This is a genomic window from Herbidospora daliensis (assembly GCF_001570585.1).
GTDB classification, from domain to species: domain Bacteria; phylum Actinomycetota; class Actinomycetes; order Streptosporangiales; family Streptosporangiaceae; genus Herbidospora; species Herbidospora daliensis.
Genome location: NZ_BBXF01000001.1, coordinates 1,044,557 through 1,057,223, shown reverse-complemented (window position 1 = coordinate 1,057,223; position 12,667 = coordinate 1,044,557). Strand labels below are relative to the sequence as shown.

Here is a 12,667-nt window from a genome sequence, read left to right as displayed (position 1 = left end):
CCGGGGTACCGATTGCCCGGTATGGGCGCCACCCTCCCGAAGCGTCAGAGATACAGATGAGGGGGATGGAGTACGCAAATGGCTACCGACTACGACAGCCCGCGCAAGACTGACGACGACCTGAGCGAAGACAGCCTTCAGGAACTCCAGGCGCGGCGCAGCGACAAGTCGTCGGGCAGCATCGACATCGACGAGACCGATCTGGCCGAGTCGCTCGAACTGCCGGGGGCTGACCTGTCGAACGAGGAGCTCTCGCTCCGAGTGATCCCTCGGCAGGCCGACGAGTTCACCTGTTCACGGTGCTTCCTGGTGCATCACCGCAGCCAGCTCGCCTCCGAGAAGAACGGACAGCAGGTCTGCCGCGAGTGCGCAGCCTGATTCCGGGAAGGGTCCGTTGATGGCTTCGGAAGCGGATCAGACCAGAGATCAGAGTAGGGATCGCGACGGCGACGACGAAGTCGCCGAGATCATCGGCAAGCTTGTCAGCCAGGATGTACCGGGGGAAACTGACGGCGCCGAGCGGCGCAGGCTGCTCGGCCGCCTCAGCGGGGCACTGGCCACGTCCGCCAGGAAGGCGAGTGCCAGCGGGGTCGGCCGCGGCCGCTGGCTGGCCGACCTGTTCATGAACGTCGCCACGCGGCTGCCGATCCGCGACCTGGCGACCCTGCAGGAGCACCACTACGGTCTGACCGGCGAACAGCTGGCAGACGACCTCGTCCGCACCGCGACGAAGGCCACCATGGCCGTCGGCGCCGTGGGCGGCGCACTGGCCGCGGCGGAGTTCGCCGCGCCCCCTCTCCTCCTCTCCGCTCCGGCGCAGCTCGTCGCCGAGACCGTCGTCGTGGCCGCCATCGAGGTCAAACTCCTGGCGGAGCTCCACGAGGTCTACGGCGTGCAGGTGCCCGGCACGGGGCCCACCCGGGCGGCGCAGTTCGCCATCGCCTGGTCCAAGCAGCGGGGGGTCGACCCCCTGAAACCCGCGTCGGTCACGCTCGCCCTCGGGGCGGCGGCCAAGACCTCGCTGCGCAACCGGCTCATGCGGACCCTCGGCCGCCACCTCACCACCCTCGGCCCCTTCCTCACCGGCGCCGTGGCCGGCGGGGCGCTCAACCGGCTCGCCACCAAGCGGCTGGCCGTGGCGGTGCGCACCGATCTGCGCCGTCAGCGTGGTCTTCCCCCCGCTCCGCAGGCCTGATATCAAACCGTTACCATATGGTCTAAACCATTCGGTAACAGGTCACGACCTGCAGGAGATCATTCTCACACTTGACGTAATGAATTGTGCACGTCGATGGGGGTATGGGCGGTTCCGGGGACCTTACGTATGGTTGTCGTAAGGCGATAACTGGAGGGCTCATGCGTGGCACCAGCTCGTTCCTGATCGTCGCGAACCGGTTGCCGGTCGACCGTGTGGGCGAGAAACAATGGCGTCGTAGTCCTGGCGGCCTCGTGACCGCGATCGCTCCGGTGATGCAGCGGAGAGACGGGGCCTGGCTCGGATGGCACGGCGCGGCCGGCGAAGAGCTCAAACCGTTCGACCACGACGGGATGCACCTCATCCCCGTGCCGTTGTCGCAGCTCGAGGTCGAGTTCTACTACGAGGGCTTCTCCAACGCCACGTTGTGGCCCCTCTACCACGACGTCGTGGCGACCCCCGTCTACTCGCGGGTGCTCTGGGACGCGTACAAGGCGGTGAACGACCGGTTCGCGCGGGCGGCGGCCGACGCGGCGGCGCCCGGGGCGGTCGTGTGGATCCAGGACTACCAGCTCCAGCTGGTGCCGGCGATGCTGCGCAAGCTGCGGCCCGACCTGAAGATCGGCTTCTTCCTGCACATCCCCTTCCCGCCCGCCGAGCTGTTCTGGCAGCTTCCCTGGCGCAAGGAGATACTCGAAGGGCTCATGGGCGCCGACCTCGTCGGGTTCCAGCGTCCCGGCGGCGCCTCCAACTTCGTCCGGCTCGCCCGCAGGGTGCTCAACCTCCCGGCCAGCCGCAACGAGATCCAGATCGACGACCGGATCGTGCGGGCCGAGGCCTACCCGATCTCGGTCGACTTCGGCTCCCTCGACCAGCTCGTGCGCGAACCCCACATCATGACGCGGGCCAAGGAGATCAGGGCCGAGCTCGGCAACCCCGACCACGTGCTGCTCGGCGTTGACCGGCTCGACTACACCAAGGGCATCGGCCAGCGCCTCAAGGCCTACGGGGAACTGCTCGCCGAGGGCCGGATCGAGCCCGGCGAGGCGGTGTTCGTGCAGATCGCCACGCCCACCCGGGAACGGGTCGAGGAGTACATCCGGCTGCGCAACGACATCGAGCTCCAGGTCGGCCGCATGAACGGCGAATACGGCCTCTTCGGCTGGTCGCCGGTCAACTACATGCACCAGTCGTACAACCGGGAGGAGCTCGCGGCCCTCTACTGCGCGGCCGACGTCATGGTCGTGACGCCGCTGCGCGACGGCATGAACCTGGTCGCCAAGGAGTACGTCGCCTGCCGCCACGACCTGCGCGGCGCGCTGGTGCTGAGCGAGTTCGCCGGGGCCGCCGACGAGCTCAAGCACGCCTACATGGTCAACCCCTACGACATCGACGGCATGAAGCGGGCCATGATGACCGCCATGCACGAGCCGCCCCACGAGCTGGGCCGCCGGATGCGCTCCCTGCGCCGCCGCGTCGCCACCCACGACGTCGACCGCTGGGCCAGCGACTTCCTCAAGGACCTCGAAGCGTAAGGCGGCCTTTCGGAGGAAAGGCCGCCTCAACGAAGTCAATCTTTTATCTCCTCCGCGACGTCCTGGGCCATGTCCTTCCAGTTCTTCCAGCGCTTCGCCGCGGCCCGGGTGGCGACGATGCGGGTGACCTCCATGCCCAGGCCCATGACGACCGCGTAGGCGATGGCCTCGCCGAGGCTCACGTCGGGGGAGTCGACGCTGGCCGGGGGCTTCCTGCCGGTGGCCTTCTCCCAGGCGAAGGACAGGGCCTTCTTGGCGACGAAACCGACGGCCAGCCCCACCAGGCCGCCGACGATGCGCCACTGCATGTCCGGTTTCTCTTCCTTACCCGCCATGATCCCTCCTCGGTAACGACCTTATTCTGCTGCGTCCGCCCGGCCCGTACGCCATAACATCTGGTGGCATGACGACTCAGCGACCACTGCCCCCCGACAGGCCCTCCCTCGACGGCTTGGAGCAGGCATGGGTAGCCCGCTGGGCCGCCGACGACCTCTACCGGTTCGACCGGACCCGCCCGCGTGAGCAGATCTTCTCGATCGACACGCCGCCTCCCACCGTCTCCGGATCACTCCACGTCGGCCACGTCTTCTCCTATACCCACACCGACACGATCGCCCGGTTCCAGCGCATGCGCGGCAAGGCCGTCTTCTACCCCATGGGGTGGGACGACAACGGCCTGCCGACCGAACGCCGGGTGCAGATCGTCTTCGGCGTCCGGTGCGACCCCTCGGTGCCCTACGACCCCGGCTTCCAGCCGCCCGACAAGCCCGGCAAGCAGCAGGTGCCGATCTCGCGGCGCAACTTCATCGAGCTCTGCGAGCGGCTGACCGTCGACGACGAGAAGGCGTTCGAGGAGCTGTGGCGGCGGCTCGGGTTGTCGGTCGACTGGTCGATGACCTACCAGACCATCGACGCGAACGCGCGGGCGGCCTCGCAGCGGGCGTTCCTGCGGAACCTGGAGCGCGGGCAGGCCTACCTCGCCGAGGCCCCGACCCTGTGGGACGTCACCTTCCGGACCGCCGTCGCCCAGGCCGAGCTCGAAGACCGCGAGTGGCCGGGCGCCTTCCACCGCATCGCCTTCCACCTGTCGCCCGAGCAGCAGGCGCAGGGCTTCTCCGGCCGGGTCTGGATCGAGACGACCCGGCCCGAGCTGATCCCGGCCTGCGTGGCGCTGGTCGCCCACCCCGACGACGAGCGCTACCGGCCGCTGTTCGGCTCGACCGTGCGCACCCCCGTCTTCGGGGCCGAGGTGCCGGTCCTCGCCCATCACCTGGCCGAACCCGACAAGGGCTCGGGCATCGCGATGATCTGCACCTTCGGCGACGTCACCGACGTCACCTGGTGGCGGGAGCTCGAACTGCCCACGCGCGCCGTGGTCGGCTGGGACGGCCGGATGCTGCCGGACGCCCCGGAGGGCGTGGACGCGGAGCCGTACAAGGAACTGGCCGGGAAGACCATGCACGGCGCGCGCGAGCGCATGGTCGAGATGCTCGCCGCGAGCGGCGAGCTCGAAGGGCAACCCCGGCCGGTGAAGCGGCCGGTCAAGTTCTACGAGAAGGGCGACAAGCCCCTCGAGATCGTGACCACCCGCCAGTGGTACCTCCGCAACGGCGGGCGCGACGCCAAGCTGCGCTGGGAGATGCTCGACCGGGGCCGCGAGCTGATCTGGCACCCCGCCCACATGCGGGTCCGCTACGACAACTGGGTCGAGGGGCTGGCCGGCGACTGGCTGATCTCCCGGCAGCGGTTCTTCGGCGTGCCGATCCCGGTCTGGTACCAGCTCGACTCCGACGGCGAGATCGTGTACGAGGCCCCGATCGTGCCGCCCGAGAGCATGCTGCCGGTCGACCCGTCGAGCGACGTGCCGCCCGGCTTCACCGAAGACCTGCGCGGCAAGCCCTTCGGCTTCGCCGGCGACCCCGACGTCATGGACACCTGGGCGACCTCGTCGCTGACCCCGCAGATCGCGGGCGGCTGGGAGCGCGACGCCGACCTGTTCCGGCGGGTCTTCCCGATGGACCTGCGGCCCCAGGCCCACGAGATCATCCGCACCTGGTTGTTCTCCACCCTGGTCAGGGCGCATCAGGAGGAGGGCGTGCTGCCGTGGAAGCACGCCGCGATCTCGGGCTGGATCCTCGACCCCGACCGCAAGAAGATGTCGAAGTCCAAGGGCAACGTGGTCACGCCCATGGGACTGCTGGAGGAGTACGGGTCCGACGCGGTCCGCTACTGGGCCGCCAACGGCCGGCCGGGCACCGACACCACCTTCGACACCGGGATGATCAAGATCGGCCGCCGTCTGGCCATCAAGATCCTCAACGCGTCGAAGTTCGTGTTGTCCTTCGAGGCGGGCGAGGGCGAGGTCACCGCGCCGCTCGACCTGTCGATGCTGGCCGCCCTCGACGAGGTGGTGCGCGACGCCACCCGCGCCTTCGAGGCGTTCGACTACACCAAGGCCCTCGAACGGACCGAGCGGTTCTTCTGGGCGTTCTGCGACGACCACCTCGAACTCGTCAAGGCGCGCGCCTACGACGGCGACGCCTCGGCGGTGGCCGCGCTGCGCGCCGCCCTCGACACGCTGCTGCGGCTGTTCGCGCCGTTCCTGCCGTTCGTGACCGAGGAGGTCTGGTCGTGGTGGCGGGAGGGCTCCGTGCACACCGCCGCCTGGCCGTCGGTGGCCGGGCGCGGCGGCGACCCCGAGGTGCTCGAAGCGGTCGCCGACGTGCTGGCGCGGGTGCGCAAGGCCAAGTCGGCGGCCAAGGTGTCGATGCGGGCCGAGGTGACCCGGCTCGACGTCCGCGGCGAGAAGGCCGACCTCGTCAGGCTCGCCCAGGACGACCTCTGCGCGGCGGGCAACGTCGAGGAGTTCGTGCTCGAGGCGGCCGAAGGCCCGCTGGTGGTCAACACCGTCCTCGAAGAAGCCTAATCCGGTTGCGCGCCCGGCCTGTTCCCGTGCCAGGCTGGGACGCGTGATCGCAGAACGTGAGCATGCCCATCCGGGGAAGGGCCGGCGGGCGAGCGTACCGCCCACATTGAACATCGTCGCGGCCTGGTCGTGGCGGGTCATCGTCATCGGCGTGGTCGTCTACTTCTTCGCCATGATCCTCGCCCGGCTGAGCTTCGTCACGCTCCCGGTCGCGATCGCCTTCCTGCTGACGGCGCTGCTCTACCCGATCACCAGCCGCCTGCGCCGGGCCGGGTTCCGGCCGATCTACGCGACCTGGATGACCATGCTGGTCGCGCTGGCGTTCATCGGCGGCCTCGGCTTCCTGATCGGCAACCGGGCCAACGACGAGTTCCCCGGCCTGGTCGCGCAGATCCAGCAGACCGCGCGCGACGTGCAGGCGTGGTTGCTGACCGGACCGCTCCACCTGCGCGAGGCGCAGATCGCCGACTTCGTCGAGGAGCTGACGCGGCAGATCAACGAGCAGCGCAGCCAGATCACCGACACCGTGCTGACCGGCGCGACCGCCCTGGTCGAGGCGCTGGCCGCGATCGTGCTGCTGCTGTTCGTCACGTTCTTCCTGCTCAAGGACGGCGACCGCATCTGGGCGTGGTTCCTGCGGGCGTTCGGCGGCGCGGCCGACCGGGTCGACCGGGCCGGCCGGGCCGCCTGGCGCACGCTGTCCCACTACGTGCTGGGCACCGTCGCGGTCGCGGCCGTGCACGCGCTGGTCATCGGCATCGTGCTGGCCGGCATGCGGGTGCCGCTGTGGGCGCCGCTCGCGGTGCTCATCTTCTTCGCCTCGTTCATCCCGATCGTCGGCATCTTCTTCGCCGGCGGCGTCGCCACCCTCGTCGTCTTCGGGTCGCAGGGCTGGGTGTACGCCCTGATCTTCGTCGGCGTGCTGGTGGTCGAGCAGCAGCTGGAGAACCACGTGCTCCAGCCGCTGATCGTCGGCCGGGCGCTGGAGTTCCACCCGCTGGCCATCATCATCGTGCTGGCCGTCGGCGGCATCATCGGCGGCATCGCGGGAGCCGTGGTGGCCGTCCCGGTCACGGCGGTGATCTACCGGGCGCTGCCCGAGCTGCGCCGCGACCGGCCCGTCGAACCGCCCGCCGAACCGCCCGTGCCCACCGAACCCGACCCGCCCGAACCAGAGCCCTCACCAGGCGCGGGAGACGCGGTCCCGGGTGGTCCAAACCGGTAGGGTTGCGATCCATGAGTGTCGAGGTGCTGATCCACCGGCTCGACCCTGAGCTGCCGCTACCCGCCTACGCCCATCCGGGTGACGCGGGTGCCGATCTCTACGCGGCCGAAGACGTCGAGCTGCTCCCGGGCGAGCGGGCCATGGTCGGCACGGGCGTGGCGATCGCGCTGCCCGACGGCTACGCCGCGTTCGTCCACCCCCGTTCGGGGCTGGCCGCGAAACACGGCGTGACGCTGGTCAACGCGCCTGGAACGGTCGATGCCGGATACCGAGGCGAGATCAAGGTGACGCTGCTCAACACCGACCTCAAGGAGGCCGTCCGGCTGCGGCGCGGTGACCGCGTCGCCCAGCTGGTCATCCAGCGGGTCGAGAAGGCGGCGTTCTACGAGGTGGAGCGGCTGCCCGGATCGGCGCGCGGCGCCGGCGGCTTCGGCTCCACCGGCAGATAGGAAAGGTGACCATCGTGTTCCGACGCCGACGTGGCGCGGCCGAGACCCCGTCCGACCCCACCCCAGGCCAGCAGACGGCCGCCGCGCCCGAGGGCCCGGCCCGCGAGTCCGGCCCCTGGGACGCCTCCGACAGCTACCCGCAGGCCGACCGGGTCGACCTGGGCGGGCTCCACCTGCCCATCGGGCCCGACTTCGAGGTCCAGCTCCAGGTGGCCGGCGACCAGATCGTCGGCGCGCTCGTGCTGGCCCACGAGAGCGCCCTGCAGCTGCACGCCTTCGCCGCGCCCAAGAGGTCGGGCCTGTGGGACGACCTGCGGGTCGAGCTCGCCCGCGACGTCGAGTCGGCCAAGGGCACCGTCGAGGAGGCGCAGGGCCCCTTCGGCACCGAGCTCCACGCGGTCGTGCCGCAGCAGGACGGCCCCGCCGCGCCCATCCGCTACATCGGCGTCGACGGGCCGCGCTGGTTCCTGCGGGCCGTGATCACCGGCCGGGCCGCCGTCGACCCCAACGCCGCCGCCGTCCTGGAGGGCGTGGTGCGCGAGGTCGTGGTCGTCCGGGGCGACGACCCCATGGCGCCGCGCGAGGGCATCCCGCTCCAGCTTCCGCCCGAGGCCCGCCAGGCCCTGGAGGAGCAGTCGGACGACAAGGGCTACGACCCCTACGAGCGCGGCCCGGAGATCACCGAAACGCGGTGAATTCCCGCTTCGGCCCGGTTGATATGGGACCGTTATGCACCTGGACGCCCATCGCCTAGGCTGAAGCATCATGAGCACACAGGAGCCCGTCAAAAAGGGCGGACTACGCGGCTTCTTCCGCCGGCTGGCCACCAGCCAGGCCGAGCTGGAGGCGGCCGAGCTACAGGAAGACCTCGAAAGTCACGGGGCCACCCCCATCGCGGCGTGTGGCCAGCGCCAGCGTTTCTGCGTGGCCGGTACCCTTCGTACGGTGACCCTCCGGCCACGAGGCGGCGCCCCGGCACTCGAAGCCGAGCTGTACGACGGCTCCGACGTCATCGACCTGGTCTGGCTGGGCCGACGCAAGATCGTCGGCATCGAGCCGGGCCGGGTGGTCCGGGCCGAGGGCCTCGTGAGCCTGCAAGACGGTCGCAAGGTCATGTTCAACCCGCGGTACGAACTTCGCCCTACCGGGTGACGAGGAACGGTGAACCACACGTGAGCACTGCCGAAGAGGCCGCGCCGCCACCCCCGGTGAGCGCCCACGAGACCGTCGAGGCCGTGGTCAGGGCCCAGATCGCCAAGGCGTTCGGCGGCAAGCGGGGCACCGTCGAGGCGGCCGTGCCGACGATCGCCTTCACCCTGACCTGGATCTTCACCGAAGACCTGAAGTTCTCCGTGATCCTCTCGGTCGCCCTGTCGGTGGTGCTGCTGGTCGCCCGCATCGTGCAGCGCTCGACGCCGCAGTTCGTGCTCAACAGCCTCTTCGGCATCGGCATCGGCGCGTTCTTCGCGCTGCGCAGCGGCAACGCCGAAGACGCGTTCCTGCCCGGCATGCTCTGGATCGCCGTCGTCGAGGCGCTGATGATCCTGTCGATCCTGGTGCGCTGGCCGTTCCTGGGCTTCCTGCTCGGGGCCACCAACCCCGACGACCCGATCGCCTGGCACCGCGACAAGGGCATCGTCGACCTGTGCGTGAAGCTCTCGTGGATCATGGCCCTGCCCGGCCTGATCAAGCTGGGCGTGCAGATCCCGCTCTATCTCGCGGGCAACGTGTTCTGGCTCGGCATCGCCAAGGTCGCCCTCGGCTGGCCGGTCTACCTGGCCGCGCTGGCCACGGTGGGCTGGATGCTGGCCCGCGGCCGGACCGCCCAGCCCACCGCCCCGTAGAAAACCCCGTAGATCAGTGTGGCGCGAGGAGCTGGGCCAGCTCCTCCTCGACCTCCTGGCTGGCCACGAACAGCAGTTCGTCGCCGGCCTCAAGGGGGTCGTCGGCCGAGGGCACCAGCACCCGGCCCTCGCGCAGGATCGCCACCAGCGCCGAATCGGTCGGCCACGGCACCGAACCGGCCCGCTGGCCCACCACGGGCGCGTCTTCGGGCAGGGTCAGCTCGACCAGGTTGGCCTGGCCCTGGCGGAAGGTCATCAGCCGCACCAGGTCGCCGACGCTGACCGCCTCTTCGACCAGGGCGCTGATCAGGCGCGGCGTGGAGACCGCGACGTCGACGCCCCACGACTCGTTGAACAACCACTCGTTCTTCGGGTGGTTGATGCGGGCGACCACGCGCGGCACGCCGTATTCGGTCTTGGCCAGCAGCGAGACGACCAGGTTGACCTTGTCGTCGCCCGAGGCGGCGATCACGACGTGGCAGGAGTTGAGCCCGGCCTCGTCGAGCGCGGAGATCTCACAGGCGTCGGCGAGCAGCCACTCGGCCCTCGGCACACTGTCGATCTTGATGGCCTTGGGGTCGATGTCGATCAGGAGAACCTCGTGGCCGTTCTCCAGGAGCTCGGCCGCGATCGAGCGGCCGACGGCGCCCGCCCCCGCGATCGTGACGCGCATCAGTTCTCCTCGGTCTCGGCCGGAGTGCCGGACAGCACCTTGTTGATGTGGTCCATGTGGCTCCCCGCGGCGACGACGTGGAGCACGTCGCCCTCCTGGAGCATGGTGTCGGCGGTCGGCACGACCGCCTCGCCCATCCGGTTGAAGAAGGCGACCCGGCCGCCGACGGCGCTTTCGAGGTCGACCGCGCGGGTGCCGATCCAGGCCGGGTTGTAGGTGACCTCGGCCAGCACGACGGTGCCCGTCGGGTCGCGCCACAGCGGCTCGGCGCCCTCGGGCAGCACCCGGCGCAGGATCTGGTCGGCCGTCCAGCGCACGGTGGCCACGGTCGGGATGCCCAGCCGCTGGTAGACCTCGGCGCGGCGGGGGTCGTAGATGCGGGCCACGACGTTGTCGACGCCGAAGGTCTCGCGGGCCACGCGGGCGCTGATGATGTTGGAGTTGTCGCCGCTGGACACGGCCACGTAGGCCTGCGCCGACTCGATGCCCGCCTCTTCCAGGACGTCTCGGTCGAAACCGATCCCGGTGACCCGGCGCCCCCGGAATCCCGCGCGCAGGCGGCGGAACGCCTGGGGATCACGATCGATGATCGCGACCGAATGGCCGTTGTCCTCCAGGATGTGGGCGAGCGTGGATCCCACGCGCCCGCACCCCATGATCACGATGTGCATGCTCCCCGCCGGTGTCGAGACGTCGATGGGGACAGTATCCCGTCTACGGGCACCGCCGCGTGCCGTGTCCCTGGTCAGGGCGGCTACGCTTCTCAGTCGTGCCAAAGGTGACGGATCTCGTCAAGCGCCTTGTGGTCGGGCGCGCCTTGCGCAGCACCGAACTGCACGGGCAGCTCCTGCCCAAGCGCGTCGCCCTGCCGGTCTTCGCCAGCGACGCGCTCTCCTCCGTGGCCTACGCGCCGCAGGAGATCCTCGTCATCCTCTCGATCGCCGGCGTCGCGGCCTACAACTTCAGCCCGTGGGTCGCCGTGGGCGTCGTCGTGATCATGCTGACGGTGGTGGCGTCGTACCGGCAGAACGTGCACGCCTACCCCTCGGGCGGCGGCGACTACGAGGTCGCCACGGTCAACCTCGGGCCCAACGCCGGGCTCACCGTGGCCAGCGCGCTGCTGGTCGACTACGTGCTCACGGTGGCCGTGTCGGTCGCCAACGGCGTCGACTACGTCGGCGCGACCATCCCGTTCGTGGCCACCCACAAGCCGCTCGTGGCGATCGTCATCGTGGTGGTCCTGACGCTGATGAACCTGCGGGGCATCCGCGAGTCGGGCATCGCGTTCGCGGTGCCGACCTATCTCTTCATGGCGTCCGTGGTCGGCATGATCCTGTGGGGGCTGTTCCGGCTGGTCGTCCTGGGCGACGAACTGCGCGCCCCGACGGCCGGGTTCGACGTGGTGCCCGAGGAGATGGACCTGGCCGGGTTCGCCATGGCGTTCCTGGTGCTGCGGGCGTTCGCGTCCGGCTGCGCCGCGCTGACCGGGGTCGAGGCGATCAGCAACGGCGTGCCGGCCTTCCGCAAGCCCAAGAGCCGCAACGCCGCGACCACCCTGCTGCTGATGGGCACGGTCGCCGTCAGCATGTTCAGCGGCATCATCTTCCTGGGTCTCAAGGCGGGCGTGACGGTCGCCGAGCCGGCCCACGTCGCGAGCGGCCTGCTGCGGCCCGACGGCACCGCGGTCGGCTCGAACTACTACCAGGAACCGATCATCTCGCAGGTCGCCTCGGCCGTCTTCGGGCCGGGCACGCTGCTGTTCATCCTGGTCTCGGCCGTGACGGCGCTGATCCTGTTCCTGGCGGCCAACACGGCGTTCAACGGCTTCCCGGTGCTGGGCTCGATCCTGGCGCAAGACCGCTACCTGCCCCGCCAGCTGCACACCCGCGGCGACCGGCTGGCGTTCAGCAACGGCATCATCATCCTGGCAGCCGGGGCGGGCCTGCTGATCTGGGCCTTCGACGCCGACGTCAGCAAGCTGCTGAACCTCTACATCGTGGGCGTGTTCGTGTCGTTCACGCTCAGCCAGACGGGCATGGTGCGCCACTGGACCCGGATGTTGCGCACCGAGACCGACGCCAAGGTCCGGTTCCAGATGATGCGCGCCCGGGTGATCAACGGCTTCGGCGGCGTGATGACGGGCATCGTGCTCGTGGTCGTGCTGATCACGAAGTTCACCCACGGGGCCTACATCGTCTGCATCGCCATGCCGGTGCTGTTCCTGATGATGAAGGGCATCCGGCACCACTACGACGCGGTCGCGACCGAGTTGTCGGCGCCCGAGGACGACGTCGACGCCTCGATGCTCCCGGCCCGCAACCACGCGATCGTGCTGGTCTCCAAGATCCACAAGCCGACGCTGCGCGCGCTGGCGTACGCCCGCGCCACCCGCCCCTCGACCCTGGAGGCCGTCTCGGTCGGCGTCGACCCGGCCGAGTCGCAGCGGCTCCAGGAGGAGTGGGACCGGCGCGGCATCCCCGTGACGCTGAAGATCCTCGACTCGCCCTACCGCGAGATCACCCGGCCCATCCTCGAGTACGTCAAGTCGCTGCGCCGCCGCTCGCCGCGCGACGTGGTGACCGTCTACATCCCCGAGTACGTCGTGGGCCGATGGTGGGAGCACCTGCTGCACAACCAGAGCGCCCTGCGGCTGAAGGCGAAGCTGCTGTTCAAGCCCGGCGTCATGGTCACCAGCGTGCCCTGGCAGCTCCACTCGGCCGACCGGGTCATCGGCCGGGTCGAACCGGCCGCCCCGGGGTCGGTGCGGCGGCCCTACGGATCTTCGTCCGGTCGGTCCGACGGCCAGTCCAAGGCATGATG

Annotated in this window: 13 protein-coding genes; 10 read left to right on the top strand and 3 right to left on the bottom strand. The window is 69.9% G+C overall.

The annotated features are described in order from the left end of the window. Positions 1-78 precede the first annotated feature (78 nt). The 3 genes from AW274_RS04170 to AW274_RS04160 all read left to right on the top strand — a co-directional run bounded on the left by AW274_RS04170 (position 79) and on the right by AW274_RS04160 (position 2,730). A complete protein-coding gene (locus tag AW274_RS04170) occupies positions 79-378 on the top strand; it encodes a DUF4193 domain-containing protein (protein WP_030454398.1) in 300 nt (99 codons plus the stop codon). 19 nt (positions 379-397) lie between these two features. Continuing rightward, on the top strand, positions 398-1,195 hold the full coding sequence (locus AW274_RS04165) for a hypothetical protein (RefSeq protein ID WP_062429473.1): 798 nt from the start codon (positions 398-400) through the stop codon (positions 1,193-1,195). Between the two features lie 161 nt (positions 1,196-1,356). After that, on the top strand, positions 1,357-2,730 hold the full coding sequence (locus AW274_RS04160) for an alpha,alpha-trehalose-phosphate synthase (UDP-forming) (protein WP_062429471.1): 1,374 nt from the start codon (positions 1,357-1,359) through the stop codon (positions 2,728-2,730). Between the two features lie 35 nt (positions 2,731-2,765). Here the strand turns inward: AW274_RS04160 and AW274_RS04155 are convergent, their stop codons facing one another. Beyond that, positions 2,766-3,065: a DUF4235 domain-containing protein gene (locus tag AW274_RS04155; RefSeq protein ID WP_062334145.1), complete on the bottom strand. Its 300-nt coding sequence runs from the start codon at positions 3,063-3,065 to the stop codon at positions 2,766-2,768. 68 nt (positions 3,066-3,133) lie between these two features. Between AW274_RS04155 and valS the strand changes: the two genes are divergently transcribed. The 6 genes from valS (at position 3,134) to AW274_RS04125 (ending at position 9,174) form a co-directional block, all read left to right on the top strand. Then, a complete protein-coding gene (gene valS / locus AW274_RS04150; RefSeq protein WP_062429469.1) occupies positions 3,134-5,656 on the top strand; it encodes a valine--tRNA ligase in 2,523 nt (840 codons plus the stop codon). Positions 5,657-5,699: 43 nt separating this feature from the next. Then, the gene (locus AW274_RS04145; RefSeq protein WP_232319966.1) at positions 5,700-6,881 is read left to right on the top strand and encodes an AI-2E family transporter; all 1,182 of its coding nucleotides are present in this window, start codon (positions 5,700-5,702) and stop codon (positions 6,879-6,881) included. Positions 6,882-6,892: 11 nt separating this feature from the next. After that, entirely contained in the window at positions 6,893-7,330 is a 438-nt protein-coding gene (gene dut, locus AW274_RS04140) for a dUTP diphosphatase (RefSeq protein WP_030454392.1), read from the top strand. A 14-nt stretch (positions 7,331-7,344) separates the two neighbouring features. Then, a complete protein-coding gene (locus AW274_RS04135; protein WP_063813118.1) occupies positions 7,345-8,025 on the top strand; it encodes a DUF3710 domain-containing protein in 681 nt (226 codons plus the stop codon). A 70-nt stretch (positions 8,026-8,095) separates the two neighbouring features. Beyond that, a complete protein-coding gene (locus tag AW274_RS04130) occupies positions 8,096-8,482 on the top strand; it encodes an OB-fold nucleic acid binding domain-containing protein (RefSeq protein ID WP_062334139.1) in 387 nt (128 codons plus the stop codon). Positions 8,483-8,502: 20 nt separating this feature from the next. Continuing rightward, positions 8,503-9,174, top strand: coding sequence for a DUF3159 domain-containing protein (locus AW274_RS04125; RefSeq protein ID WP_062429467.1), 672 nt, complete (start codon positions 8,503-8,505; stop codon positions 9,172-9,174). Positions 9,175-9,187: 13 nt separating this feature from the next. On the opposite strand, the gene AW274_RS04120 is transcribed toward AW274_RS04125, so the two are convergent. Continuing rightward, the gene (locus tag AW274_RS04120) at positions 9,188-9,847 is read right to left on the bottom strand and encodes a potassium channel family protein (protein ID WP_062429465.1); all 660 of its coding nucleotides are present in this window, start codon (positions 9,845-9,847) and stop codon (positions 9,188-9,190) included. Beyond that, complete coding sequence (locus tag AW274_RS04115) at positions 9,847-10,518, bottom strand: potassium channel family protein (RefSeq protein ID WP_062429463.1); 672 nt, start codon at positions 10,516-10,518, stop codon at positions 9,847-9,849. The genes AW274_RS04120 and AW274_RS04115 overlap by 1 nt, the downstream gene beginning before the upstream one ends. 98 nt (positions 10,519-10,616) lie before the next feature. On the opposite strand from AW274_RS04115, the gene AW274_RS04110 reads away from it, so the two are divergent. Then, a complete protein-coding gene (locus AW274_RS04110; RefSeq protein ID WP_062429461.1) occupies positions 10,617-12,665 on the top strand; it encodes an APC family permease in 2,049 nt (682 codons plus the stop codon). Positions 12,666-12,667 lie beyond the last annotated feature (2 nt).